This is a genomic window from Aeromonas sp. 601027, assembly GCF_049174455.1.
Lineage (GTDB): Bacteria > Pseudomonadota > Gammaproteobacteria > Enterobacterales > Aeromonadaceae > Aeromonas > Aeromonas veronii_A.
This window is the reverse complement of sequence record NZ_JAAKTN010000006.1, coordinates 73,870-99,456: the sequence shown is the minus strand read 5'-3', so window position 1 is coordinate 99,456 and position 25,587 is coordinate 73,870. Positions and strand designations below refer to the sequence as shown.

The window sequence follows — 25,587 nt, the reverse complement described above, 5'->3', positions numbered from 1 at the left end:
AGCGGTAACAAGATGAAATACGCCAATATCACCGGCTGGGGCAAATGCCTGCCTCCCTCCGTGCTGACCAACGACGACCTCAGCACCATCATGGATACATCAGACGAGTGGATCTATCCGCGCACCGGCATCAAGGCCCGCCGGATCTCCCATGTCAGCACCTCGGATCTCGCCACCCTGGCCGGTCGCCGCGCACTGGCCTGCGCCGGTCTGGAAGCCAGCGATCTCGATGGCATCATCCTGGCCACCGCCACCCCGGACAACCTGCTGCCAAGTGCCGCCTCTGCGGTGCAAAAGAAGCTGGGCGCCGTCAACGCCGCCGTGTTTGACCTCAACGCGGCCTGCACCGGTTTCGTCTACTCCCTCTCCGTCGCTACCTCGCTGGTGCAGGCTGGCATGATGAAGAAGGTGCTGGTGATTGGCGCCGAGCGCCTCACCTACCTGCTGGACTGGGCACGCCGCGATACCGCCGTACTGTTTGGCGATGGTGCCGGTGCCGTGGTGATAGAGGCAAGCGAGCAGGAGTGTGGCCTGATCGCCAACAAGCTGGGTTGCGACAGCGAAGCGCGGGAGATCCTGCATGTACCGAACTTCGGTACCGACCGGGTGCGTTTTGCCGATATCGATGGCCTGTTCACCTTCAACTTCGAAGGGCCGGAGATCTTCAAACGTGCTGTGCGCGGCATGGGTGAGGCCACCAGCACTGTGCTGGCGCAGGCCGGTATTGCGCCGGAGCAGGTCGACCTGATCGTGCCGCACCAGGCCAATATCCGCATCATCGAGACCCTCGCCAAACGGATGAATGCGCCGATGGAGAAGGTGATGGTCAACATCGAAAACTACGGCAACACCTCCGCCGCTACCGTACCTATCGCCCTGTGCGAAGCGCTGGAGCAGGGGCGCGTCAAGCCGAATTCCTATCTGCTGACTGCCGCCTTCGGTGCCGGCCTGACCTGGGGCGCAGCCATCATCAAGTGGGGCGATCGTGTTACCCCTATCAACAAGTGCGAGGCCGAGTTGCCACCGTGCGACCAGAGCGCACTGGAACTGATTGCTCACGCCGTCGAAGGGTGTCAGAAGGCCCACGCCAACGAGGCCTGATCCTTATCAGGAGCCTGAATCCTCAGGCTCCTTTCTCCCACACCGTTCTCCCTCCCCCTTCGCAACACTTTTCTAACCTGACCTCTTGAGGCTCCGGCAATGCCCACCACATCCTGAGCAGAGAGCCAACTTCGGCGTGATGAGCCTGAGCGCATAAAAAAGTCCGGCGCCCCAAAGGGCGCCGGACTTTTTACTGCAACCGGAGAATCCGGTTCAGGAGGACAGATTACTCTGCGGCAGGCGCTTCGGCAGCAACCGGAGCATCAGCAGCCGGGGCTGCATCAGTCGGAGCGTTCGCTTCCTTGATGGAGAGACGTACGCGGCCCTGACGGTCCACTTCCAGTACCTTCACCTTGACCACGTCACCGATAGTCAGGTGGTCAGCCACGTTCTGAACGCGAGCATCGGTGATCTGGGAGATGTGTACCAGACCATCTTTGCCCGGCAGGATGTTGACGAATGCACCGAAATCGGCCAGACGGACAACTTTACCTTCATAGATGCGGTTCACTTCGATCTCGGCGGTGATGGCCTCAATGCGACGGATCGCTTCCATGGCAGCTTCGTTGGCCACAGCGGAGATACGTACAGTACCGTCATCATCCAACTCGATGTTGGTGCCGGTCTCTTCGGTCAGCGCACGGATCACGGAACCACCCTTACCGATCACGTCCTTGATCTTCTCAGGATTGATCTTGATGGTGTGGATACGCGGTGCGAAATCGGAGATCTGGGCACGGGGAGCCTGGATTGCTTCATCCATCACTTTCAGGATGTGCAGACGAGCACCACGAGCTTGCTTCAGCGCAATCTCCATGATCTCTTTGGTGATGCCTTCGATCTTGATGTCCATTTGCAGCGCGGTCACACCTTCGGTGGTACCGGCTACTTTGAAGTCCATGTCGCCCAGGTGATCTTCGTCACCCAGAATGTCGGACAGCACGACGAAACCTTCTTCTTCCTTCACCAGACCCATGGCGATACCGGCGACGGAAGCCTTGATCGGCACACCGGCATCCATCAGCGCCAGAGAGGAACCACAGACAGACGCCATGGAGGAGGAGCCGTTGGATTCAGTGATTTCAGACACCACGCGCACCACGTACGGGAACTCAGCAGCACTCGGCATCACGGCAGCAACGCCGCGCTTGGCCAGACGGCCGTGACCGATTTCACGACGCTTCGGGCTACCCATCATGCCGGTCTCACCGACGCAGTATGGCGGGAAGTTGTAGTGTAGCATGAAGCGATCGGCACGGTTGCCGGTCAGCTCGTCGATGTTCTGGGCGTCACGCTCGGTACCCAGGGTCGCAACGACCATAGCCTGGGTTTCACCACGAGTGAACAGGGCAGAACCGTGAGCACGGGGCAATACGCCGGTAGCGACAGACAGGGCACGGATCATTTCCGGATCGCGACCATCGATACGCGGCTCACCACGCACTACGCGGCCACGAACGATGCGGCTTTCCAGGCTGTGGAACTCTTCGCCGATCTTCTTGGCATCTTCTTCCACGCCGGAAGCGATAACTTGCTCAACCACACGACCCTTGATGGCCGCGATGGTTTCGTAACGAACAGCCTTCTCGGTGATGCGGTAGGCTTCACCCAGCTCGGCGCTCGCCAGCTCGGCAACCTTGGCTTTCAGCGCTTCGTTGACGACAGGCGGAGTCCAGTCCCACGGCTTGGTGCCGACGGCAGCGGCAAATTCGTTGATGGCGTTGATAACGGTCTGCATCTGCTCGTGACCGTATACCACGGCGCCCAGCATCACCTCTTCGGAGAGGATGGCCGCTTCGGACTCAACCATCAGTACGGCGTTGGCAGTACCGGCAACAACCAGATCCAGATCGCTCTGTGGCAGTTCGGTGGTGGTCGGGTTCAGCACATACTGACCGTTCATGTAACCCACGCGAGCAGCACCGATCGGGCCGCCAAACGGAATGCCGGAGATGGCCAGCGCAGCAGAGGCGCCGATCATGGCAACGATATCGGGGGAGACTGCCGGATTCACGGACATGACTGTGGCAACCACCTGAACCTCATTGAAGAAGCCTTCCGGGAACAACGGACGAATTGGACGGTCGATCAGACGGGAGATGAGGGTCTCGCCTTCGCTCGGACGGCCTTCACGACGGAAGAAACCACCCGGGATACGACCAGCAGCATAGGTACGCTCCTGGTAGTTGACGGTCAGCGGGAAGAAATCACGGCCGTGATCGGCCTCTTTCTTGCCTACGACGGTCACAAATACACAGGTATCGTCCATGCTGACCATAACGGCCGCAGTGGCTTGACGGGCCATCACACCGGTTTCCAGTGTGACGGTGTGTTGACCGTACTGGAATGACTTAACAATAGGATTCACGTGAATTTCCTTTTTACAATTTGGCTCTTTAAATTCGCGCACAAGTATACTTGATTCGATGCAAAAGGTAAGCGGCGACACAAATTCTGTGAGGATGGCAACAAGCCGCTAAAGAGCAATAAAAAAGGGGAACCCGGAGGTTCCCCTTTTCGCGAAATCTGATGGTCGATTAACGACGCAGACCCAGCTTGGCGATCAGAGCAGCATAACGCTCGGAATCTTTACGCTTCAGGTAGTCCAGCAGCTTACGACGCTGGGAAACCATGCGCAGCAGACCGCGACGACCGTGGTGGTCCTTGGAGTGCTCTTTGAAGTGACCTTGCAGATGGTTGATCTGGGCAGTCAGCAGGGCAACTTGCACTTCGGGGGAACCGGTGTCGTTGGCGCCACGAGCGTGCTCGGCAACGATTTGAGCTTTGATCTCAGCATTTAGAGACATGGTATTACTCCAGTAGAGTGTTTAAAGGTTCACAGCCAATCTCTAATTCAGCCGTGAAATGAGGGCGGTATGATAATCGTCCCTGCCCATTTTCGCAACGAGAAAGAAGCGAGAGAGGGAAAGAGCACGCCGATACCGCCTGAGGATCACTCCTCGTCGTGATAACGTACCAGTCGCTTGGGGGCGACGCGGCCATCATCATCAATCTCGCCAACCCCGATGAACTCGCGCTCCGGGCCGACCGTCATACGAACCTGACCGCTGTGCGGCGCACCCGCCACCTGCACGGCCTGGCCCTGATTCACATAGGCAGCCACAACAGCCAGCATGTTCACCTCGGGCAAGCTTGCCACGGCAGTATCCATCGGCAGCAACAGGGGATCCAGCTGCTCGCGCGGCGGGATGCTCTCGGCCTTGGCCTGCTCGAAAATACACTCGAGCTGCTCCAGAGTCAGCATCCGCTCGTACGGATAGCTGGCCACCTGGGTACGGCGCAACTGGGTCACGTGGGCGCCACAACCCAGCACTTCACCCAGATCATCCACCAGAGAGCGGATATAGGTGCCCTTGCTGCAGTGCACTTCAAGGCGCACTTCATCACCTTCGAAACTCAGCAGTTTGAGCTCGAATACGGTGATGGGACGGGCTTCACGCTCAATCTCGATACCTTCGCGGGCATATTCGTAGAGCGGACGGCCGTTGTGCTTGAGCGCGGAGTACATGGACGGCACCTGCATGATGGGGCCGCGGAACTGGTCCAGCGCCTCAATCAGGGTACCGACAGCCACGTTCACCGGACGGGTGGAGACCACCTCACCATCGGAGTCGCTGGTGTTGGTGCGCTCGCCCAGTTTGGCGGTCACCTCATAGCGCTTGTCCGCTTCCAGCAGATACTGGGAGAACTTGGTGGCCTCACCGAGGCAAATCGGCAGCATGCCGGTCGCCAGCGGATCCAGCGCCCCGGTATGACCGGCCTTGGCAGCGTTGTAAATCCGCTTGACCTTCTGCAACACATCGTTGGAGGTCAGGCCGGTCGGCTTGTCCAGCAGCAGAATGCCGTGCACATCACGGCCCTTGAAACGACGTCTTCGGGTCATCTCAGGCTTTATCCTCAGTCGTGTCATCCGGTGCGGATTCAGCTTCTTCGTCACGGCCGGATTCGGCCATGCGGCGCTTGTCTTCACGCACAGTCTTGGTCACCAGGTTGGAGAGACGCATCCCCTCCACCAGGGTCTGATCATAGAAGAAGCGCAACTCCGGTACCACGCGCAGACGCATGGCGCTGCCCAGCAGACTGCGAATGTAACCGGCGGCTTCCGTCAACGCCTTGAGCCCTTCCTGAATGCGCTCGGCATCATTTTCCAGCTGCAAGAAGGTGACGTAAATCTTGGCATAGTTGAGGTCACGGGACACTTCCACATCGGAAACGGTCACCATGCCGATACGCGGGTCTTTCACCTCGCGCTGCAGGATCAGCGCGATTTCACGCTGGATCTGCTGTCCGACCCGACGGGTCCGGCTGAATTCTCTGGCCATATTCTATCCTGCGATAAAAGGGGGCCGCGGCCCCCTATTTTGTCTAACGCTCGGCTTACAGAGTCCGTTGGATTTCAACAGTCTCGTAAACTTCGATCTGGTCGCCTTCGCGCACGTCGTTGTAGTTCTTGACCGCGATACCACACTCGTAACCGTTGCGAACTTCGTTGACGTCATCCTTGAAGCGGCGCAGGGATTCCAGCTCGCCTTCATAGATAACCACGTTGTCACGCAGAACGCGGATACGGTTGGAACGCTTGACCACACCCTCGGTAACCATACAGCCAGCAACGGCGCCGAACTTCGGCGACTTGAAGACGCTACGCACTTCAGCAAGACCGATGATCTCCTGACGATACTCTGGGGCCAGCTTGCCGCTCATGGCCTGCTTCACTTCGTCGATCAGGTCATAGATGACGGAGTAGTAACGCAGATCCAGGCTCTCGGATTCGATAACCTTGCGCGCAGACGCGTCGGCACGGACGTTGAAACCAACCAGGATGGCGCTGGAAGCGGCAGCCAGGGTCGCGTCGGTTTCGGTGATACCACCTACGCCGGAACCCACGATCTTCACCTTCACTTCGTCGGTGGAGAGTTTGACCAGCGCATCGCAGATCGCTTCCACAGAACCTTGTACGTCGGCCTTGATCACCACGTTCACTTCGGACACTTCGCCCTCGGTCATGTTAGCGAACATGTTTTCCAGCTTGGCCTTCTGCTGGCGAGCCAGCTTGACTTCGCGGAACTTGCCTTGACGGTAGAGCGCCACTTCACGGGCTTTCTTCTCGTCACGGACAACGGTGGCTTCGTCACCGGCAGAGGGAACGCCGGAGAGACCCAGGATTTCCACCGGCAGGGACGGACCCGCTTCCTTGATCTCGCGACCCAGTTCGTCACGCATGGCGCGAACACGGCCGTACTCTAGACCACACAGAACGATGTCGCCCTGACGCAGAGTACCTTCTTGTACCAGTACGGTAGCAACCGGACCACGACCTTTATCCAGGAAGGATTCGATCACGACGCCGTTGGCCATACCGTCAACCACCGCTTTCAGCTCCAGTACTTCAGCCTGGATCAGGATGGCTTCCAGCAGATCGTCGATACCCTGACCGGACTTGGCAGATACGTGCACGAACTGGCAGTCTCCACCCCAATCCTCGGACATGACGTTGTAACGAGCCAACTCGGTCTTGACGCGATCCGGATCCGCTTCCGGCTTGTCGATCTTGTTGACTGCCACAACCAGCGGCACACCGGCAGCCTTGGCGTGCTGGATAGCTTCGATGGTTTGCGGCATCACGCCGTCGTCAGCAGCAACGACCAGAACAACGATGTCGGTCGCCTTGGCACCGCGAGCACGCATGGAGGTAAACGCCGCGTGACCCGGAGTATCCAGGAAGGTGATCATGCCGCTATCGGTCTGAACGTGGTAAGCACCGATATGCTGGGTAATACCACCGGCTTCGCCAGCAGCAACCTTGGCTTTACGAATGTAGTCGAGCAGCGAGGTCTTACCGTGGTCAACGTGACCCATGATGGTAACGACAGGTGCGCGCGGCTTGGCTTCGGAGGTCTCGTCACGATCGGACAGTACCGCCTCTTCCAGCTCGTTCTCGCGGCGCAGCACAACCTTGTGACCCATCTCCTCAGCGACCAGCTGAGCGGTCTCTTGGTCGATCACCTGGTTGATGGTGGCCATGGCCCCCATCTTCATCATCGCCTTGATGACTTCAACGCCCTTGACGGCCATCTTGTTGGCCAGCTCGGCCACCGTGATGGTCTCACCGATGACAACGTCGCGGTTCACCACGGCAGCCGGCTTGTTGAAGCCGTGCTTCATGGCGTTCGGGGTAGCGACCTTGCCACGTTTGCCTTTACGGGCACGCGGATCACGGGAGTTGCGATCATTGCGATCATCATCGCGACGACCCGCCTTTTTCGGGGCCTTGACAGCGGCAGCGGCAGTACGACGGCTGGTCTCTTCTTTGCGATCCAGCTCGTCTTCTGCAGCTTGCGCATGCTTGTTGGTTGTCAGGTGATAATCGCTGCTCTCTTTGGCACGAGCGGCTTCTTCTTCAGCCCAGCGGGCTGCGTTCTGTTCCGCCATGATGCGAGCCTCTTCGGCTTTCTTCGCGGCGAGTTCTTCAGCTTTTTTCAAAGCTGTCTGTTCCTGTTGGCGCTTCAGTTCTTCTGCTTCGCGCTTGGCCATCTTTTCTGCCTCTTGCTGAGCTGTGCTACTGGCTGCTTTGGCGGGCTGTTGAGCCTGTCGAGCCTTTTGTTGTGCCTCGATCCGCGCCTTTTCCTCAGCTTCACGACGAGCCTGCTCAGCCTCACGGCGAGCCTTCTCTTCAGCGTCGAGGCGAGCCTTCTCTTCGGCTTCACGACGAGCTTTTTCTTCTGCTTCCAAACGCGCTTTTTCCTCGGCTTCCGCCTGACGCTGTTCTTCTTCCAGCGCCGAGCGTCTTACATAGGTGCGAGATTTGCGAACTTCCACCTGCACTTCTTTGTTCTTGCCGCCGGTTCCCTGAACACTGATGGTGCTCTTGGTCTTGCGCTGCAAAGTCATGCGGGCAGGAGCGGCGACCTCGTCACCTCCATGCTGTTTCTTCAGGTGTGCCAGAAGAGTCTGCTTTTCAGACTCGCTGACCATGTCGTCGGCCTTGCTCTTGCTGATACCGGCATCGACAAACTGCTGGAGAAGACGATCAACCGGTGTGTCGATGTCAGTGGCAAGTTGTTTGACTGATACTTCTGCCATTCATTTTCCTCCGTTTGATCTTACTTAAGACTGCTCTTCTCCGAACCAACAGATATTGCGAGCAGCCATAATGAGCTCACCCGCCTTCTCGGCAGTCAGCCCTTCAATACCAGCAAGGTCATCAATACCTTGCTCAGCCAAATCTTCCAGGGTGCCCACGCCGCGGCCCGCCAGAGCGTATGCCAGTTCACGACTCAGACCGTTCAGATTGAGCAGCTCTTCGGACGGTTCGACGCCATCAAAGGACTCCTCTTTGGCCAGCGCCTGGGTAGTCAGGGCATCTTTGGCACGCTTGCGCAGCTCTTCGACCATGTCTTCATCCAGACCGTCAATAGCCAGCAACTCGTTGACCGGTACGAAGGCGATCTCTTCTAGGGTCGAGAAGCCCTCTTCCATCAGCAGACCGGCGAAATCGTCATCGATATCCAGGGTGCTGGTGAACAGGTTCATGATGCGGTCGTTCTCGGCCTGGTGCTTGGCACGCATGTCCTCAACGGTCATCACGTTCAGCTCCCAACCGGTCAGCTGGGAGGCCAGACGCACGTTCTGACCATTGCGACCGATGGCCTGGGCCAGGTTGGCAGCTTCCACGGCGATATCCATGGTGTGGTTGTCTTCATCAACGATGATGGAGGCCACATCGGCAGGTGCCATGGCATTGATCACGTACTGGGCCGGGTTGTCATCGTACAGCACGATGTCTGCACGCTCACCGCTCAGCTCTGCGGAGACAGCTTGCACACGGGCACCACGCATACCGATACAGGCACCGATCGGGTCGATACGACGATCGTTGGTCTTCACCGCGATCTTGGCGCGGGAACCCGGGTCACGGGCAGCGCCCATGATTTCGATCATCTCTTCGCCGATCTCCGGTACTTCAATACGGAACAGCTCTTTCAGGAAGTCCGGGCTGGAACGGCTGACAAACAGCTGGGAACCACGGGCTTCTGGACGTACTGCGTAGAGCAGGCCACGGACACGGTCGCCCGGGCGGAAGGTTTCACGCGGCAGCATGTCATCACGGAAGATCACGGCTTCAGCATTGCTGCCCAGATCCAGAATGACGTTGTCGCGGTTACTCTTCTTGACCACACCACTGATGATGGTGCCTTCTTTATCTTTAAACTGATCAACTACTTGTGAACGCTCGGCTTCGCGCACTTTCTGCACGATAACCTGCTTGGCGGTCTGGGTAGTGATACGGTCGAAGGTCACAGAGTCGATCTGGTCTTCAACATACTCACCGATCTGGATTTCCGGCTGATCAATTTGTGCCGCTTCCAGGGTGATTTCAGCATAGGGGTTCTCCATCGCGGCTTGATCCGCAATGACTACCCAGCGGCGATAAGTGTCGTAGTCACCGGTCTTGCGATCGATTTCGACCCGAACTTCAATCTCGCCTTCATATTTCTTCTTGGTCGCAGTCGCCAGCGCGGTTTCCAGAGCCTGGAAGATCTTCTCGCGGGGTACCGCTTTCTCGTTGGATACTGCGTCAACGACCAGCAAAATCTCTTTATTCATATCCGATAGCCTCGTTAACCAAAGTTCGGCACTATGTTCGCTTTTTGGATATTGGTGAAAGCCAACACGTCGTCCTTACCATCTACTGTCAGGGTGATCATGTCGCCTTGCACAGCTTTGATTACGCCTTTGAACTTGCGGCGGTTGTTTGTTGCCATCCGAAGCGTTACCGCCGCCTCTTGGCCAACGTATTTTTCGAAATGGGCAACCTTGAACAGGGGACGATCCAGGCCGGGGGAGGATACCTCGAGGTAATACTCCTCGGTGATGGGATCTTCGACGTCCATGATGGCGCCAACCTGATGGCTGACCTCAGCACAGTTCTCGACAGTCACACCCTGCTCGCCGTCGATATAGACACGCAAGGTGGAGTGTTTACCCGCGCGGATAAACTCAATACCCCAAAGTTCAAAACCCAAGGCAACGACCGGAGCCTCGAGCAGATCGGTCAAACGTTGTTCCAACGTAGCCAAAGTCACCCTCCGAAAAACAAAAAAAGGGCATAAAGCCCAGATAGAGATCGATTCAGAGTAAATTGCACATAACAAAAAGCCCCGATGTCAAATCGGGGCTTGGCGCTTTACCCTGATTGTCGCCTCGCAGCGACCGCCTTCCTGAGCGTAGGAAATGCGTGAAATTTGGTTGCGGGGGCCGGATTTGAACCGACGACCTTCGGGTTATGAGCCCGACGAGCTACCATGCTGCTCCACCCCGCGTCCGAAATCGTGCGAGATTATAGCCACTTCACTCTCTCGATACAAGACTGACTGGCTATAATACACTCGGTTTCCCGAGCTCACTGCTTAATTGGTGCCGTGGGCGGGACTCGAACCCGCACACCCTAGAGCACTACCCCCTCAAGATAGCGTGTCTACCAATTCCACCACCACGGCAAAACTCTTACTCGGGAACGTCAGTATCTTTCTTCACTGGCGCTTTGGTCTGCTCAACCTGTTGAGTTTGTTGCAGATTTTCCCACTCACTACCCTGCTTGACCTTGTTGCTGGACATAGATCCGAGCACCAGGCTGATAACGAAAAACAGAGTAGCCAAAATTGCTGTTGTTCGGGTCAGGAAACTGCCTGAACCACCGGAGCCGAATACTGTGTTCGATGCCCCTGCGCCGAAGGAGGCGCCCATATCAGCCCCTTTACCTTGCTGAATCATCACCAGACCAATCAGAGCCAGTGAAACCAGCAGATAAACGACTAAAAGAATCTCGTACATTTAACTTGCACCCTTTGCCGCTTCAACAATTCCTAAAAACGCATCGCTATCGAGGCTTGCTCCGCCAATCAGTCCGCCATCAATGTCGGGCTGTGCAAACAAATCTCTCGCGTTGCTCGGCGTTACGCTCCCACCATAGATGATTCTAACTTTCTCACCTATTACCGGAGTATCCTCCGCCAAGCGACCACGTATAAAGGAATGAACCTCTTGTGCCTGCTCGGGTGTGGCGCACTTACCTGTACCTACAGCCCAAATCGGCTCGTAGGCGATGATAGCATTATCGAAAGCCATCGCGCCATTTTTCTCTATGACTATATCCAGCTCTTCAGCGATCACCTCGAAGGCTCTTCTCGCCTGCCTCGCCGCACCTGATTCACCTAAACAGAGGATGGGAATCAAGCCTGCCGCTCTGGCTGCCGCAAACTTCTCTGCGACGATAAAACTGGTCTCACCAAAAAGACGCCTGCGCTCGGAGTGCCCTATCAATACGTAACGACACCCTGCCTCAACCAGCATCTGACACGAGATTTCTCCAGTGTAAGCGCCAGTAGCGTGCTGACTCACATTCTGAGCCCCCAACCTTATTACTTTCTGCTCATTGAGCAGTGAAGCGCTAAAGTCGAGATGCACATGGGAAGGACAGAGAACCACATCTACTTTTCCGTCAACGCCGTTTAGGCACTGACTCGTAAACTGCTCTAACTGCGACCTACTACCGTGCAACTTCCAGTTGGCTGCTACAAACGGCTTGCGATGTCCCATCGGCAACTCCCTTGCGAAAGCGGGGCTGATAATATCCAGAGGATGCTCAGCTGACAAGTGCTATTTTTAAATTTTTGAATCGTTTGAACAAGATACAACCAGGGCGGCTAAAAAGCCGCCCTGGTTGTTCATTAAAACGCCGATTCAACCTGCTTGGCGATGCGCTGAGCCATGTCACGTACCTGCTGTTCATGCTCCCCTTCGACCATGACCCGGATCAGTGGTTCGGTACCGGATTTACGCAACAGTACGCGACCACGACCAGCCAGCTCCTGTTCCACCTTGGCAACCTCAGCCATGACAGCATCAGCGGCCAGCGGATCCTTGCCTTCGGCAAAACGAACATTCACCAGTACCTGCGGGAACTTGCTCATGCCGGAGCGCAGCTTGGCTAGCGGCATCTCGGCACTACGCATGGCAGTGAGCACCTGCAAAGCGGCCACGATGCCATCACCCGTGGTGGTCTGATCAAGACAGATGATGTGACCGGAGTTCTCGCCACCGATACGCCAGCCCTTCTCTTCCATCATCTCCAGCACGTAGCGGTCGCCTACCTTGGCACGGGCAAACGGGATACCCAGTGTCTGCAACGCCAGTTCCAGACCCATGTTGGCCATCAGGGTACCGACGACACCGCCTTTGAGGCGACCGTTGCGCAAGGCATCCCGTGCGATGATATAGAGCACTTCATCACCGTCGATGAGATAGCCGGTATGGTCAACCATGATCAGACGGTCACCATCACCATCAAAGGCAACCCCCAGATCAGCCTTGCACTCCAGCACCTTGGCAACCAGAGCGTCAGGCGCAGTCGAACCAACACCATCGTTGATATTGAGACCATCCGGGGCACAGCCCATGGTGATCACTTCAGCACCCAACTCGCGGAAAACCGACGGCGCAATGTGGTAAGTAGCGCCATGGCCACAGTCGACCACCATTTTCACCCCATCCAGATTCATGTGGGAGGGGAAGGTGCTCTTGCAGAATTCGATATAGCGACCGGCGGCATCATCAATGCGCACCGCTTTGCCAAGTTCGGCCGACTCGACACACTTGAGCTCGTGATCCAGCTCGGCTTCGATAGCCAGCTCGACATCATCGGGCAGCTTGGTGCCGTCGGCGGAGAAGAACTTGATGCCGTTGTCATAGAAGGGGTTGTGGGAGGCGCTGATGACGATGCCAGCTTCGGCACGGAAAGTGCGAGTCAGGTAGGCAACCGCCGGCGTGGGCATGGGTCCCATCAGAATGGCTTTAAGGCCTGCCGCGGAGAGCCCCGCTTCCAGCGCGGATTCCAGCATGTAACCGGAGATGCGGGTATCTTTGCCAATCAGCACCTTTTTGGTGCCCTTCTTGGAGAGCACCTTGCCGGCAGCCCAACCCAATTTCATTACAAAATCAGGGGTGATCGGGTATTCGCCAACCTTGCCGCGGACACCATCGGTACCGAAATACTTTCTTGCCATTGTCTGTTCTCTTTATTATCTGGAAATAAAATCTTGTCCCGTCATTGCCAGCCAACCGACGCGCAATGCGTCCATGGTCTCCCTTACATCGTGTACCCTGATGATGCGGGCACCATGCTGCATGCCGATAAGGGCGCATGCCAGACTGCCCGCCAGACGCTCATCCACCGGACGGCCCAGCAGGTTGCCTATCATAGACTTTCGCGACATCCCCACCAATAGCGGCAAGCCATATTCAAGCAGTTCCTTTTGAGCCGCCAACAGCTGATAGTTGTGTGCAAGGGTCTTGCCAAAGCCATATCCAGGATCCAGCAACAGCTCTTCACGACGGATCCCGACCGCCAGACAAGCCGCAATGCGTTCATCAAAAAAGGTGCGAACCTCCCCGATCAGGTCCTCATAGTGCGGCTCGACCTGCATGGTTCGCGGCTGCCCTTGCATATGCATCAGGCAGACCGGAACCCGCGCTTCGGCCGCGGCCTGCAGTGCTCCAGGTTCTTGCAGTGCCCGCACATCGTTGATCAGATGGGCTCCCGCCTTGCAACCCTCCCGCATCACAGCCGCTTTGGAGGTATCGAGGGAGATCATCACATCCAGCTCACGGGCCATCTGCTCCACGACAGGAATGACCCTGTCCAGCTCCTCCTGCTCGCTCACATCGGGCGCACCAGGGCGGGTTGACTCGCCACCGATGTCAATGAGGGTCGCACCGTCAGAGACCATCTGGCGCGCATGAGCCATTGCCCGTTCAAACTGGTTGAAATTACCGCCATCGGAGAAGGAGTCGGGCGTCACATTGAGGATCCCCATCACATGGGGACGATCGAGAGAGAGGCTAAGCCCCTTGCTGGTTAACTGCATTTTCACGTCCATCTGATAAAGAAAAACCCCGGGCAAGCCCGGGGTTTGGAGAGTCACGATTATTTGGCCGGAGCGTCGTTGGCTTTGTCGATAGTGACATCCGCCACCGGTGCAGCCTCATTGGCAGGCTTGGCATCGGCAGCCACAGTGGAACCGCCTTGCGGGGTATCACCGTGCTCATCGTGCCAGTTGCTAGGGGCACGAACCTCGCGACGGGCCATCAGATCATCGATCTGCTTGGCATCGATGGTTTCGTACTTCATCAGCGCATCTTTCATGCTGTGCAGTACATCCATGTTATCCAGCAGGATCTGCTTGGCGCGGTCGTAGTTGCGATCAATAACCTGCTTCACCTCGGCATCAATGATGCGAGCAGTGTCGTCTGACATGTGCTTGGCCTTGGCCATACTGCGACCGAGGAACACCTCGCCATCTTCTTCCGCGTAAAGCATCGGGCCGAGACGCTCGGACATACCCCACTGGGTCACCATCTTGCGTGCGATATCGGTCGCCCGCTCGATGTCGTTGGACGCGCCGGTCGAGACCTTCTCGGCACCGTAGATCAACTCTTCCGCCAGACGACCGCCATACAGGCTGGAGATCATCGACTCCAGATGCTGCTTGGAGTGGCTCCAGCGATCCTGCTCAGGCAGGTACATGGTCACACCCAGCGCACGGCCACGCGGAATAATGGAGACCTTGTAAACGGGATCATGATCCGGAACCACGCGACCAATAATGGCGTGACCGGCTTCATGATACGCAGTCATCTCTTTTTCAGACTCTTTCATCACCATGGAGCGACGTTCCGCCCCCATCATGATCTTGTCCTTGGCCTTTTCGAACTCAGCCATGGAGACCACTCGGCGGCTTTCGCGAGCAGAGAAGAGGGCAGCTTCGTTGACCAGGTTGGCCAAATCCGCACCGGAGAAACCGGGTGTACCACGGGCAATCAGCGCCGGATTGACGTCATCCGCCAACGGAACTTTGCGCATGTGCACTTTCAGGATCTGCTCGCGACCACGGACATCCGGCAGACCGACCACAACCTGACGGTCGAAACGGCCCGGACGCAGTAGTGCCGGATCCAGTACATCAGGACGGTTGGTGGCAGCGATGACGATGATCCCTTCATTGCCTTCAAAGCCATCCATCTCGACCAGCATCTGGTTAAGGGTCTGCTCACGCTCATCGTGACCACCGCCCAGACCGGCGCCACGCTGGCGACCGACCGCATCAATTTCATCGATGAAGATGATGCAGGGGGAGGATTTCTTGGCCTGCTCGAACATGTCACGTACCCGGGAGGCACCGACACCCACGAACATCTCCACGAAATCAGAACCCGAGATGGTGAAGAAGGGCACCTTGGCCTCACCCGCAATGGCCTTGGCCAGCAGGGTTTTACCGGTACCGGGAGGACCTACCAGCAGTACGCCAGTCGGGATCTTGCCACCCAGTTTCTGGAATTTGCTCGGGTCGCGCAGATAGTCGACCAGCTCCTTCACCTCTTCCTTGGCTTCATCGCAACCAGCTACATCGGCAAAGGTAGTCTTGATCTGATCTTCACTCATCAGTCGAGCCTTGCTCTTGCCAAACGACATGGCGCCTTTGCCACCGCCGCCCTGCATCTGACGCATGAAGAAGACCCAGACACCGATCAGCAGCAACATCGGGAACCAGGAGATGAAGATAGAGGTCAGCAAAGACGGCTCTTCCGGCTTCTCGCCCATCACCTTGACGTTGTGATTGAGCATATCGTTGAGCAGCTGGGGATCCGGCGCCGGGATGATGGTGGTGAATCGTTCACCAGTACGCTTGACGCCATTAATGACCTTACCGTCCATCCGCACTTCACGGATCTGATCTTGGGTCACCTCTTTAACGAAGCTGGAATAGTCCAGCTGGCGACTGGTGGTATCGCTGGGGCTGAAGCTATTGAACACCGACATCAATACGACGGCGATGACCAGCCACAGGATTAAGTTTTTCGCCATGTCACTCAAATCAGTAACCTCGCAGACTGACAGTTAACGATGAAGGTTAGGGTACTACAGTTTAAAACCGGTAGCCACAATGTAGACTTCCCGTGATCTGGCGCGGGATGAGTCTGGTTTACGAATTTTAACGGCGGAGAAAAGTTTCCGAATTTCATTCAGATAGGCATCAAAGCCCTCCCCCTGAAACACCTTCACCACAAAACTGCCGTCACTGCGCAATACCTGATGACACATGTCCAGAGCCAACTCGACCAGATACATGGCACGAGCCTGATCCACCTGCTGGGTGCCGCTCATGTTGGGGGCCATGTCGGACATCACGACATCGACCTTGTCGGGTCCGACTCGCTCCAGCAAGGCACCGAGTACAGTTTCCTCCCGAAAGTCCCCCTGCAGGAAATCGACACCGGCAATGGGATCCATAGGCAGAATATCGCAGGCGATGACCCGACCCGATTCGCCAACCTGCTCGACCGCGAATTGGGACCAGCCGCCGGGGGCAGCCCCCAAATCCACTACCGTCATGCCATTTTTCAACAGGCGGTCTTTGCCCTGGATCTCGTCGATCTTGAAAACAGCACGGGAACGCAGCCCCAATTTCTGGGCTTTTTTGACGTATTGATCGTCGAAATGTTCTTTTAACCAGCGGGTGGAGCTGGCGGAACGTTTTTTCTGGGTCATGATAATCGGCTTTAAAAAACCACAAGGGTTATTAGTATTAAGGGCTAAGTGGGGGTAGAATACGCCCCTTTCAACCCTGACTTATGAAGAAATTGCGATGATTCTCAACAATAAACAGAAACAGTACCTCAAGGGCCTTGCCCACAGCCTCAAGCCTGTCGTCCTGCTGGGTCAGCACGGTCTGACCGAAGGTGTACTGGCGGAGATCGATCTGGCGCTGAACCATCACGAGCTGATCAAGGTTAAGGTTGCCTCTGAAGATCGCGAGATGAAACAACTGGTTATGGATGCCATCGTCCGTGAAACAGGCTCTGTAAAAGTACAGAGCATGGGTCATGTGCTGACCATCTATCGTCAGGCCAACGAACCCAAAATCCAGCTGCCTCGCAAGTAAAAGGAAAGAGCATTGCTCTTTCCTTATTTCACTTCTTCCCGAGTCGCTTGCCACAGTAGTCGCCAAGCCCTTAACCTGCGATGAATAGTTTCGGACACGTGCCATGGCTCACCATCCTATTCTGACCGACGATGAACTGACCATGTTGCGGGAGCTGGGATGCACGGAGGCGACCCACCTTCTGAGCGGACATCTCGACAACCCCATGCTTGGCTTGCTGCAAAAAGCCGAACAGCTGGTATTGGAAGCCCGCTATGCAGGCCATCAGTTGCGATTCCCCCTCACCTTTATCCAGAGAGAAGATGGCTTTGTCGAGCCTCGGCTCGCTGCGCCACTGATCCGGGAGCTGGGGTTTGCCCAGCCAAGAGCTTGGAGACTTGCCCAGAAAGCGACACTGCAAACAGCTCATGGAGTACTCCAAGTGCTGAGCCTTTCGCTCAATGGCCTCATCGTGGAAGATCTGCCCACAGATATGATGGCGGATACTACCTTGCAGGGAACTCTGCAGATCGCCACAGAGGCGCCATTTCCCTTGCAGGCCAGGCTGGTGAGACGGGTCAAATCTAATGCAGACCGTGCAACCTGGGCACTCAGTTTCCAGATGAGCGAGGCAAACATAGAGCGACTTCGTCACTGGCTGTTTCAGCGCCATCAGGACACCTTCAACGACGCTTACCAACCAGCCTGAAGCGCAACAAACAGGGGAGCAAGTGCTCCCCCGTCTCATCCCGCATTAACTACATCAGATGTAGGCAACGTCCAGGATTTCGTACTCCACATCACCTGCGGGCGTCTTGACGAGCGCCACATCGTCCACTTCCTTGCCAATCAGAGCGCGGGCAATCGGAGAGTTGACAGAGATAAGGTTCTGCTTGATGTCAGCCTCATCGTCACCCACGATGCGGTAGATAACCTCTTCCTCTGTTTCGCTCTTGAGCAGGGTCACGGTGGCACCAAAGATGATGCGACCATTGTTGGTCATCTTGGTGACATCGATCACCTGGGCATTGGAGAGCTTGGCTTCAATTTCCTGAATGCGGCCTTCACAGAACCCCTGCTGCTCACGGGCGGCATGGTATTCGGCATTCTCTTTCAGATCACCGTGCTCACGGGCTTCAGCAATCGCTTCGATAATCTGGGGACGAAGCTCGGTCTTGAGATATTCGAGCTCTTCGCGCAGCTTCTCAGCGCCGCGAACAGTCATCGGAGTATGATTCATAGTCGAAACCTGGGTTGCTTGAAAATAGAAGCTGCGGCTATCTGTCAGGACGCCGCAGCACTCGGTTCGGATGGCGCATCTTAATATGAAGCCAACACAAAATCCATGTCGGCCCCCTGATGCAGATCCCGCTTTATCTGTTGCTCCAAGAAATATTACTTTCCTTCCGGTACCGAAATAGGAGAGGAAATGGTCGGTTTGCCCTGCATGATAGCGATCTCTACCCGTCGGTTCATCCGGCGATTCTCGGGAGTATTGTTGGGCACCAATGGTTGGGAATCGGCCATCCCCTGCACAATCAAGCGTCCCTGATCAAATCCTGGGACCTTGATCATCTGGTGTGCCACAGCCACTGCTCGCTGGGACGAAAGCTCCCAGTTGGACTGAAACAGCTCGTCCTCGGTCGCCACGTTGTCGGTGTGGCCGGATATGGTGATTTCACCCGGTACATCCTTGAGCAGGGTCGCGACCTTGCGAATAACCGGCCAGAACTGGGGTTGCAGAAACGCCGAGCCAGCCGGGAAGGAGGCTTTTTCCCTGATCCGAATAATAATCTGCTGTCCCAACGCCTCGATTTCGATGGCACCATCCTGGATCTGATCTTTCATCTGCTCGGCCAGCGCCTTTGCCAGGGTATTGGACTGCTGCTGCGCCTTCTGAGCATCCTGAGCTGTGTCCCCCCCCGTCTGCTTGCCATCACTCTTGTCCTGACCACCTGCCTGCTCGGCCTCACCGGGCAAAAAATCCAGCTCGGTCTGGGTCATGTCCATGGTCTGCTGCATCACGGTATCAATCGGGGTTGGCTCTGGGCGGCCAGGACGGAACTCCTGGGCAATGACAGAAGTTCCCTTCGGAATATCTTTCACCTCAAGGATATTCTGGACCCCGAATGCCTTCTCCATGGACCCCGCAATCTGCTTGAACTTCTGCACATCCATCTCGGCAAAGGAGAGCAACAACACGAAAAAGCACATCAGCAGCGACATGAGGTCGGCGAAGGTCCCCATATAACCGGGCAGGCCGGGAGGCGGGCATTTGCAATCAGACATAGGGCTCCCTACTCACTGCCGTTGTTGCGTTTGGACTGGTTCAGATAGTTCTGCAGCATGGACTGGATCACCCGCGGGTTTTGGCCATCCTGGATCCCCATGATGGCATCGAGGATCAGCGAACGGCTAAGGCGCTCTTCGCCGCTTCGCAGTTCCAGCTTGTCGGCTATCGGGATGGCCAGCATGTTGGCTTCGATCGCACCATACAGAGTGGTCAAGAGGGCTACAGCCATGGCAGGACCGATAGATTTGGGATCACTCATATTGGCCAACATGGCCACCAGACCCACCAGCGTACCGATCATCCCCATCGCCGGGCCAAGATCCCCAAGGGTACGGAACACCTTGATCGCAATGACGTGACGTTCGGCAGTCAACTCGATATCCTTTTCCATCACTGCGCGCACTACATCGGCATCATGGCCATCCACCAGCATATCGATCCCTTTTTTCATGAAGGGATTGGGAATCTCGGCCGCTTCAAGCGCCAGAAATCCGCCTTTACGGGCGGCATCGGCAAGCTCAACGGCTTTAACTATGAGGTCTTCCAGCTTGTCGCCCTTGTACATAAAAGCTTTACCAGCGACCTTAAACGCCATCAGAAACTGGCCTAGGTTGAACTTCATCATGGCGATGAAGATGGAGCCCAATACGGTGATGTAGACCGATGGCATGTCGACGTACATGCTCATGGGGCCCCCCAGCAGCATGCCGTACACCACCACCCCGAAACCCAGCACTATCCCTATCAGACTGCCTAGATCCACGTCCCTACTCCTGTCACCGGTTCTTATGCCCAATTATAGTTTGTTGAATTTTCTGCTATTGCGACCCAAGCGGCAAGCATGCATCCACTGAGAATCATGGTTCATTATCGGCCAGTTTATCGAGAGTTTGAGGAGGCAGCGTTTTTCAGCCTCCCCCCGGTGGGCGGTCGATGTTAATATAAGCCGTTTTTTCAATTCCCGAGGATGGACATGGCCAGTAAAAAAATCGACCGTCTGAGTTTTGACGCCACTCTCGAAGAGCTGGAAACCATCGTTCATCAGCTGGAGCAAGGTTCCCTACCGCTGGAGGAGGCCCTCAAACAGTTCGAGCAGGGAATCCATCTGGTGCGGGCTGGCCAACAAAAGCTGGAGCAAGCCGAGCAGAAGATCCAGATCCTGCTGAGCAAGGCCGATGGCAGTGATCAGCTGACCCCCTTCCAGCCAAAACAAGGAGACGAGTGAGTGGCACTGGTCCATTTTTCCCGTCAGCATCGCCAGCGTATTGATGACTGCCTGTTGGCAAAACTTGAAGCTTTGCCACCCATGGCGCCTCGTCTGCGTGATGCCATGAAATATGGCCTGCTGCTGGGCGGCAAGCGGGTTCGCCCGTTTCTGGTCTACGCGGTCGGCGAAATGCTGGGCGTAAAGAGCGACCTGCTGGACGGCCCTGCGGCTGCCGTGGAGTGCATCCATGCCTACTCACTGCTGCACGACGATCTGCCCGCCATGGATGACGACGACTTGCGTCGCGGCCAGCCGACCGTTCACAAGGCATTCGATGAAGGCACCGCCATTCTGGCCGGTGATGCGCTGCAGACGCTGGCGTTCTCCATTCTGGCCGATCACCCCATGCCCGACTCCTTGATGGCCAACCGGGTGCGGATGCTGAGTACCCTCGCCCGCGCCTCCGGCTATCTGGGTATGTGTGGTGGTCAGGCACTGGACCTGCAGGCTGAAGGGCGCCAGATCACGCTTGCCGAACTGGAGCAGGTACACCGCCACAAGACCGGTGCGCTGATTGAGTGCGCCGTGGCGCTCGGCGCCCTGTGCAAAGCCGATGTCGATGACGCAACCCTGATTGCCCTGCAAACCTATGCCGCCGCGATTGGCCTCGCCTTTCAGGTGCAGGATGACATCCTCGACATCACAGGTGATACCGCCACCCTGGGCAAGCCGCAAGGTTCTGACCTGGCGCTGGAGAAAAGTACCTATCCGGCCCTGCTCGGACTCGAAAATGCCCGTGAGCTGGCTCGCGAACTGCATGGGAAAGCCTTAACAGCCCTGCAATCCTTGCCCTACAATACCGACATTCTGGAAGCGTTTGCCGATTACATCATCGAGCGAACCCACTAAACGCTGGATAACAGTAACAATATGAGCGTTGATATTAGCAATTTCCCCAACCTGGCCCTCGCGGACACTCCGGTCGAGCTGCGTTCCTTGCCCAAAGATCGGCTGCCGGTGCTGTGCAACGAGCTGCGCGAATATCTGCTGCGCTCTGTCAGCCGCTCCAGCGGACACTTTGCCTCCGGTCTCGGCACGGTCGAACTGACCGTGGCCCTGCACTACGTCTACAACACCCCGTTCGATCGGCTGATCTGGGATGTGGGCCATCAGGCCTATCCCCACAAGATCCTGACCGGGCGCCGTGACCAGATCCACACCATCCGGCAGAAAGATGGCCTGCACCCCTTCCCCTGGCGCGGCGAGAGCGAGTACGACGTGCTCTCCGTCGGCCACTCCAGCACCTCCATTGGTGCGGCGCTCGGTATGGCGGTCGCCGCCGAGAGTGAAGGGCTGGGTCGCAAGGTGGTAGCGGTAATTGGTGATGGTGCCATTACCGCAGGGATGGCCTTTGAAGCGCTCAACCACGCCGGCGATGTCCATAAAGACATGCTGGTGATCCTCAACGACAACGAGATGTCCATCTCCGAGAATGTCGGGGCGCTCAACAACCATCTGGCCCGGGTCATGTCCGGCAAGCTCTACACCACCATCCGCGAAGGCGGCAAGAAGGTGCTGGCCGGTCTGCCGCCGGTCAAGGAGCTGGCCAAGCGGGCCGAAGAGCACCTCAAGGGGATGGTGGTGCCCGGCACCCTGTTCGAGGAGTTCGGCTTCAACTACATCGGCCCCATCGACGGTCACGATATAGAAGCGCTGGTCGAGACCCTGCGCAACATGCGCAATCTCAAGGGTCCGCAGTTGCTGCACGTCAAAACCAAGAAGGGCAAGGGTTACGAGCCGGCGGAGAAAGACCCCATCGGTTATCACGCTGTGCCCAAGTTCAATCCTGACGAGTGTTCCCTGCCGAAAGCGAGCGCCGCCAAACCCACCTTCTCCGCCATCTTTGGCCAATGGCTGTGCGACATGGCCGCCAAAGACGAGAAGCTGGTCGGCATCACCCCTGCCATGCGCGAAGGCTCCGGTCTGGTGAAATTCAGCCAGCAGTACCCGGATCGCTACTTCGATGTGGCCATTGCCGAGCAACATGCAGTCACGTTCGCTGCCGGTCTTGCCATCGCCGACAAGAAGCCAGTGGTGGCCATCTATTCGAGCTTTCTGCAGCGCGCCTACGATCAGGTGATCCACGACGTGGCGCTGCAAGATCTGCCGGTGCTATTCGCCATCGACCGGGCCGGTCTGGTGGGCGCCGACGGCCCGACCCATCAGGGAGCGTTCGACATCAGCTTCCTGCGCACCGTGCCCAACATGGTGGTGATGACGCCATCTGACGAGAACGAGTGCCGCCAGATGCTCTATACCGGCTATCTTCAGCAAGGCCCTGTCGCCGTGCGTTACCCCCGCGGCAGCAGTCTGAGCGATTCCCCCATCTCGTCAGAGATGCAGGCACTGGAGCTCGGCAAGGGACGTATCCTGCGAGAGGGCAAGGGTACCGCTATTCTGGCCTTTGGCACCCTGCTGCACCACGCGAAAACGGCCGCCGAAGCGCTGGATGCCACCCTGGTGGACATGCGCTTTGTCAAACCGATGGATGAGGCGCTGGTGCTGTCGCTGGCGGCCAGCCACGATCACTTCGTCACCATCGAAGACAACGCTATCATGGGCGGCGCCGGTTCGGCGGTGAACGAGCTGCTGATGCGCAATAAACAGTGCAAGCCGGTACTCAACCTCGGCTTGCCGGATCGCTTCGTGGAACAGGGTACCCAGCAGGAGATCTATGCCCTGCTTGGTCTGGACGATGCAGGCATCCAGCGCAGTATCGAAAGCTGGCTGAAAGCCTGATAACGCTTAAAGCTATCAAGCAAAAGAAGGGCGCCTCACTGGCGCCCTTCTTGTTCTTCATAATCTAGAACCTGTTCAAGAACTGTTGCGAGAAGTCCGTCAACAAGGTAAAGAGCAGCGCAGGAACCGGAGTATATGTGAATACATGAGGATTCCGAGCAGCACATGAGCCTTGATCACGGCCTCGCAGTAAGTTCTTGCGCAGGTTATCAACCTTTGTAGATCTTGGGGTTAAACACATCCCGCAGCCAGTCGCCCAGCAGGTTGATGACCAGCACCAGCACCACCAGACAGATTCCCGGGAAGGCGGTGATCCACCAGGAGCCGGAGAAGATGTAGTTGAAGCCGACGCTGATAAGCGAACCGAGCGAGGGCTGATCAACCGGCATTCCCAGACCGAGGAAGGAGAGTGCCGCCTCGCTCATGATGGCGTTGGCCACCTGCACGGTGGAGATCACCAGAATGGGCGACAAACAGTTGGGCAGAATGTGGCGGAACATGATGCGCGGGGCGCGGAATCCCATCACCTTGGCTGCTTCCACATACTCCTTCTTCTTCTCCGCCAGCACAGAGGCGCGCACGGTACGGGCATACTGCGGCCACTCGGCGATACCGATGATCACCACCAGCATCATGATGGCGAACTTCGAGTAGAACTCGGAGCCAAAGGTTGCCTGAAAGATGGCGGAGATGATGATCGCCACCATCATGGTGGAGAACGACAACTGCACATCGGCAAAGCGCATCAGCAGGTTGTCGATGCGGCCACCGAAGTAACCGGCAATCAGACCGATGACGATACCGAGCACCAGCTGCAGCGCCACCGCAAACAGACCGATAGTGAGGGAGATACGGGCGCCATAGAGGATGGTGCTCCAGATATCCCGCCCCTGGTTGTCGGTACCGAGCCAGAAGCGCTCCTCGCCGCCTTCGAGCCAGGAGGGGGGCAACTCGGCATCCATCAGATCAAAACTGGTCTGGTCATAGACGTTGTGCGGAGCGAGCCAGGGCGCCAGCAGCGCCGCCAGCACGAACACCACAAACACCGCAAAGCTGAACATGGCTACCTTGTCCCGCAGGAAGTAGTAGACGATGTCAGAGTTCTTGAATCGTGCCCAACGGCTTGGGCTTGCAGTTACAGCATTAGTCATGCGCTTACCCCTTGGCAGTCAGGTTAACGGTCGGGTTGATCAACCCGTAGAGCAGGTCGACCAGGGTATTGGTCACCACGAAGATCAATCCCACGAAGATGACGTAGGCGGTGATCAGCGGGGTATCGACCCTGTGGATCGCTTCAAGAAACAGGAAGCCGGTACCCGGCCACTGGAACACACTCTCGGTCAGAATGGTGTAGGCCACCATAGTGCCGATCTGCACCCCGCCGACGGTAATGACCGGCAGCATGGTGTTTTTGAGGGCGTGCTGATAGTAGACCTTGTTGTTATCCAGCCCTTTGGCGCGGGCGAATTTGACGTACTCGGAGGAGAGCTGCTCCAGCATCTCGGAGCGCACCAGCCGGATAAACAGCGGCAGCATGATGGAAGAGAGCGACACCGCCGGCAGGATCAGGTGCAGGATGCCGTCCCAGGTGAAGAAGCCCGACTCCCAGCCCAGCAGGTTACGGGTCTCGCCGCGGCCATAGGCCGGCAGCCAGCCCAGCTGGATGGAGAAGAGATACATCAGCATGATGGCGGTCAGGAACACCGGGATCGAAATGCCGATACTGCTCCCCGCCATGATGATCTTGGTGGGAATGCTGCGCGGGCGGATCGCCGAATAGACACCGAGTGGAATGGAGACCACCACGATGATGAGCGCGGCGGCAAACACCAGCTCAAGGGTAGCCACCAGCTTGTCGAGGATCACCTCGAGAGCGGGTCGCTTGAAGAAATAGGAGGTGCCCAAATCCCCATGCACCGCATTTTTCAAAAAGCGGCTGTATTTGATGAGGAAGGGATCGTTAAGGCCCATCTTCTCGCGCAACTCGTGACGCTGGGCTTCGGAGACGGATTGTCCCACCAGCTCGCGCAACGGGTCACCCAGGTTATCCTGGATGGAGAAGGCGACCAGGCTGATGACGAACATCACTATCACGGCCTGATAGAACCGTTTCAGCAGGAATGTAAACATGCTTGTCCTTCTACGTGGCCTGTGTCGTGGCACAGGCTTCTGTTAGTGGGCGGAGT

General features: G+C 56.9%; 24 protein-coding genes and 2 tRNA genes. 6 read left to right on the top strand and 20 right to left on the bottom strand.

Going from position 1 to position 25,587, the window contains the following annotated elements:
* The first annotated feature begins 12 nt into the window (after positions 1-12).
* Positions 13-1,101 carry a ketoacyl-ACP synthase III gene (locus G5193_RS09695; protein ID WP_216979369.1) on the top strand — a complete coding sequence of 363 codons (1,089 nt, stop codon included), beginning with the start codon at positions 13-15 and terminating at the stop codon, positions 1,099-1,101.
* A 226-nt stretch (positions 1,102-1,327) separates the two neighbouring features.
* Here G5193_RS09695 and pnp read toward each other — a convergent pair whose 3' ends face one another.
* The 15 genes from pnp to rlmE form a co-directional block, all read right to left on the bottom strand.
* A complete protein-coding gene (gene pnp / locus G5193_RS09690) occupies positions 1,328-3,469 on the bottom strand; it encodes a polyribonucleotide nucleotidyltransferase (protein ID WP_216979370.1) in 2,142 nt (713 codons plus the stop codon).
* Positions 3,470-3,638: 169 nt separating this feature from the next.
* Positions 3,639-3,908 carry a 30S ribosomal protein S15 gene (rpsO, locus tag G5193_RS09685; RefSeq protein ID WP_216979371.1) on the bottom strand — a complete coding sequence of 90 codons (270 nt, stop codon included), beginning with the start codon at positions 3,906-3,908 and terminating at the stop codon, positions 3,639-3,641.
* A gap of 146 nt (positions 3,909-4,054) precedes the next feature.
* Positions 4,055-5,005, bottom strand: coding sequence for a tRNA pseudouridine(55) synthase TruB (gene truB / locus G5193_RS09680; RefSeq protein WP_245094887.1), 951 nt, complete (start codon positions 5,003-5,005; stop codon positions 4,055-4,057).
* Position 5,006: 1 nt separating this feature from the next.
* Positions 5,007-5,444 carry a 30S ribosome-binding factor RbfA gene (rbfA, locus tag G5193_RS09675; RefSeq protein ID WP_421205886.1) on the bottom strand — a complete coding sequence of 146 codons (438 nt, stop codon included), beginning with the start codon at positions 5,442-5,444 and terminating at the stop codon, positions 5,007-5,009.
* Between the two features lie 55 nt (positions 5,445-5,499).
* Positions 5,500-8,205, bottom strand: a complete 2,706-nt coding sequence (gene infB, locus G5193_RS09670) for a translation initiation factor IF-2 (RefSeq protein WP_216951946.1) — start codon at positions 8,203-8,205, stop codon at positions 5,500-5,502.
* 24 nt (positions 8,206-8,229) lie between these two features.
* Positions 8,230-9,729 carry a transcription termination factor NusA gene (gene nusA, locus G5193_RS09665; protein WP_421205885.1) on the bottom strand — a complete coding sequence of 500 codons (1,500 nt, stop codon included), beginning with the start codon at positions 9,727-9,729 and terminating at the stop codon, positions 8,230-8,232.
* A 14-nt stretch (positions 9,730-9,743) separates the two neighbouring features.
* Positions 9,744-10,202 (bottom strand): ribosome maturation factor RimP, encoded by a 459-nt coding sequence (gene rimP, locus G5193_RS09660; RefSeq protein ID WP_005338809.1) that lies wholly within the window; start codon positions 10,200-10,202, stop codon positions 9,744-9,746.
* Between the two features lie 166 nt (positions 10,203-10,368).
* Positions 10,369-10,445 (bottom strand) — tRNA-Met (locus G5193_RS09655).
* 92 nt (positions 10,446-10,537) lie between these two features.
* Positions 10,538-10,622: transfer RNA gene (locus G5193_RS09650), tRNA-Leu, on the bottom strand.
* A 7-nt stretch (positions 10,623-10,629) separates the two neighbouring features.
* A complete protein-coding gene (gene secG / locus G5193_RS09645) occupies positions 10,630-10,956 on the bottom strand; it encodes a preprotein translocase subunit SecG (RefSeq protein WP_005338811.1) in 327 nt (108 codons plus the stop codon).
* Positions 10,957-11,721 carry a triose-phosphate isomerase gene (gene tpiA, locus G5193_RS09640; RefSeq protein WP_421205884.1) on the bottom strand — a complete coding sequence of 255 codons (765 nt, stop codon included), beginning with the start codon at positions 11,719-11,721 and terminating at the stop codon, positions 10,957-10,959.
* Positions 11,722-11,852: 131 nt separating this feature from the next.
* On the bottom strand, positions 11,853-13,187 hold the full coding sequence (gene glmM / locus G5193_RS09635) for a phosphoglucosamine mutase (protein ID WP_005338823.1): 1,335 nt from the start codon (positions 13,185-13,187) through the stop codon (positions 11,853-11,855).
* A 15-nt stretch (positions 13,188-13,202) separates the two neighbouring features.
* On the bottom strand, positions 13,203-14,048 hold the full coding sequence (gene folP / locus G5193_RS09630) for a dihydropteroate synthase (RefSeq protein ID WP_421205883.1): 846 nt from the start codon (positions 14,046-14,048) through the stop codon (positions 13,203-13,205).
* A 59-nt stretch (positions 14,049-14,107) separates the two neighbouring features.
* Positions 14,108-16,054 (bottom strand): ATP-dependent zinc metalloprotease FtsH, encoded by a 1,947-nt coding sequence (ftsH, locus tag G5193_RS09625; protein WP_421205882.1) that lies wholly within the window; start codon positions 16,052-16,054, stop codon positions 14,108-14,110.
* A 45-nt stretch (positions 16,055-16,099) separates the two neighbouring features.
* Positions 16,100-16,729: a 23S rRNA (uridine(2552)-2'-O)-methyltransferase RlmE gene (rlmE, locus tag G5193_RS09620; RefSeq protein WP_216951950.1), complete on the bottom strand. Its 630-nt coding sequence runs from the start codon at positions 16,727-16,729 to the stop codon at positions 16,100-16,102.
* A 97-nt stretch (positions 16,730-16,826) separates the two neighbouring features.
* On the opposite strand from rlmE, the gene yhbY reads away from it, so the two are divergent.
* On the top strand, positions 16,827-17,123 hold the full coding sequence (yhbY, locus tag G5193_RS09615; protein ID WP_033114153.1) for a ribosome assembly RNA-binding protein YhbY: 297 nt from the start codon (positions 16,827-16,829) through the stop codon (positions 17,121-17,123).
* Positions 17,124-17,226: 103 nt separating this feature from the next.
* Entirely contained in the window at positions 17,227-17,811 is a 585-nt protein-coding gene (locus G5193_RS09610) for a PilZ domain-containing protein (protein ID WP_421205881.1), read from the top strand.
* A gap of 54 nt (positions 17,812-17,865) precedes the next feature.
* Here the strand turns inward: G5193_RS09610 and greA are convergent, their stop codons facing one another.
* From greA to pomA, 3 genes are all read right to left on the bottom strand, one after another.
* Positions 17,866-18,342, bottom strand: coding sequence for a transcription elongation factor GreA (gene greA, locus G5193_RS09605; protein WP_216951952.1), 477 nt, complete (start codon positions 18,340-18,342; stop codon positions 17,866-17,868).
* A 155-nt stretch (positions 18,343-18,497) separates the two neighbouring features.
* The gene (locus G5193_RS09600) at positions 18,498-19,391 is read right to left on the bottom strand and encodes a flagellar motor protein MotB (RefSeq protein WP_216951953.1); all 894 of its coding nucleotides are present in this window, start codon (positions 19,389-19,391) and stop codon (positions 18,498-18,500) included.
* An 8-nt stretch (positions 19,392-19,399) separates the two neighbouring features.
* Positions 19,400-20,158 (bottom strand): flagellar motor protein PomA, encoded by a 759-nt coding sequence (gene pomA, locus G5193_RS09595; protein WP_216951954.1) that lies wholly within the window; start codon positions 20,156-20,158, stop codon positions 19,400-19,402.
* Between the two features lie 210 nt (positions 20,159-20,368).
* Here pomA and xseB point away from each other — a divergent pair, with 210 nt between their 5' ends.
* Genes xseB through dxs form a run of 3 tightly spaced genes read left to right on the top strand, consistent with a single transcriptional unit; the run spans position 20,369 to position 23,401 of the window.
* A complete protein-coding gene (xseB, locus tag G5193_RS09590) occupies positions 20,369-20,620 on the top strand; it encodes an exodeoxyribonuclease VII small subunit (protein WP_421205880.1) in 252 nt (83 codons plus the stop codon).
* Positions 20,621-21,511 (top strand): (2E,6E)-farnesyl diphosphate synthase, encoded by an 891-nt coding sequence (ispA, locus tag G5193_RS09585; protein ID WP_216951956.1) that lies wholly within the window; start codon positions 20,621-20,623, stop codon positions 21,509-21,511. It begins immediately after the preceding gene.
* Positions 21,512-21,532: 21 nt separating this feature from the next.
* Positions 21,533-23,401: a 1-deoxy-D-xylulose-5-phosphate synthase gene (dxs, locus tag G5193_RS09580; RefSeq protein ID WP_421205879.1), complete on the top strand. Its 1,869-nt coding sequence runs from the start codon at positions 21,533-21,535 to the stop codon at positions 23,399-23,401.
* Between the two features lie 209 nt (positions 23,402-23,610).
* Here dxs and G5193_RS09575 read toward each other — a convergent pair whose 3' ends face one another.
* On the bottom strand, positions 23,611-24,552 hold the full coding sequence (locus G5193_RS09575) for an ABC transporter permease (RefSeq protein ID WP_019445927.1): 942 nt from the start codon (positions 24,550-24,552) through the stop codon (positions 23,611-23,613).
* A 4-nt stretch (positions 24,553-24,556) separates the two neighbouring features.
* Positions 24,557-25,531: an ABC transporter permease gene (locus tag G5193_RS09570; protein ID WP_005349514.1), complete on the bottom strand. Its 975-nt coding sequence runs from the start codon at positions 25,529-25,531 to the stop codon at positions 24,557-24,559.
* Positions 25,532-25,587: the final 56 nt, after the last annotated feature.

Bases quoted from the DNA above. Each gene is read 5' to 3' on its own strand.
- greA (WP_216951952.1), bottom strand. From the start codon at position 18,342: ATGAATCATACTCCGATGACTGTTCGCGGCGCTGAGAAGCTGCGCGAA.
- glmM (WP_005338823.1), bottom strand. From the start codon at position 13,187: ATGGCAAGAAAGTATTTCGGTACCGATGGTGTCCGCGGCAAGGTTGGC.
- xseB (WP_421205880.1), top strand. From the start codon at position 20,369: ATGGCCAGTAAAAAAATCGACCGTCTGAGTTTTGACGCCACTCTCGAA.
- truB (WP_245094887.1), bottom strand. From the start codon at position 5,005: ATGACCCGAAGACGTCGTTTCAAGGGCCGTGATGTGCACGGCATTCTG.
- infB (WP_216951946.1), bottom strand. From the start codon at position 8,205: ATGGCAGAAGTATCAGTCAAACAACTTGCCACTGACATCGACACACCG.
- G5193_RS09570 (WP_005349514.1), bottom strand. From the start codon at position 25,531: ATGTTTACATTCCTGCTGAAACGGTTCTATCAGGCCGTGATAGTGATG.
- rbfA (WP_421205886.1), bottom strand. From the start codon at position 5,444: ATGGCCAGAGAATTCAGCCGGACCCGTCGGGTCGGACAGCAGATCCAG.
- G5193_RS09600 (WP_216951953.1), bottom strand. From the start codon at position 19,391: ATGTCTGATTGCAAATGCCCGCCTCCCGGCCTGCCCGGTTATATGGGG.
- yhbY (WP_033114153.1), top strand. From the start codon at position 16,827: ATGATTCTCAACAATAAACAGAAACAGTACCTCAAGGGCCTTGCCCAC.
- tpiA (WP_421205884.1), bottom strand. From the start codon at position 11,721: ATGGGACATCGCAAGCCGTTTGTAGCAGCCAACTGGAAGTTGCACGGT.
- G5193_RS09575 (WP_019445927.1), bottom strand. From the start codon at position 24,552: ATGACTAATGCTGTAACTGCAAGCCCAAGCCGTTGGGCACGATTCAAG.
- nusA (WP_421205885.1), bottom strand. From the start codon at position 9,729: ATGAATAAAGAGATTTTGCTGGTCGTTGACGCAGTATCCAACGAGAAA.
- G5193_RS09695 (WP_216979369.1), top strand. From the start codon at position 13: ATGAAATACGCCAATATCACCGGCTGGGGCAAATGCCTGCCTCCCTCC.
- dxs (WP_421205879.1), top strand. From the start codon at position 21,533: ATGAGCGTTGATATTAGCAATTTCCCCAACCTGGCCCTCGCGGACACT.
- folP (WP_421205883.1), bottom strand. From the start codon at position 14,048: ATGCAGTTAACCAGCAAGGGGCTTAGCCTCTCTCTCGATCGTCCCCAT.
- secG (WP_005338811.1), bottom strand. From the start codon at position 10,956: ATGTACGAGATTCTTTTAGTCGTTTATCTGCTGGTTTCACTGGCTCTG.
- rpsO (WP_216979371.1), bottom strand. From the start codon at position 3,908: ATGTCTCTAAATGCTGAGATCAAAGCTCAAATCGTTGCCGAGCACGCT.
- G5193_RS09610 (WP_421205881.1), top strand. From the start codon at position 17,227: ATGGCTCACCATCCTATTCTGACCGACGATGAACTGACCATGTTGCGG.
- rlmE (WP_216951950.1), bottom strand. From the start codon at position 16,729: ATGACCCAGAAAAAACGTTCCGCCAGCTCCACCCGCTGGTTAAAAGAA.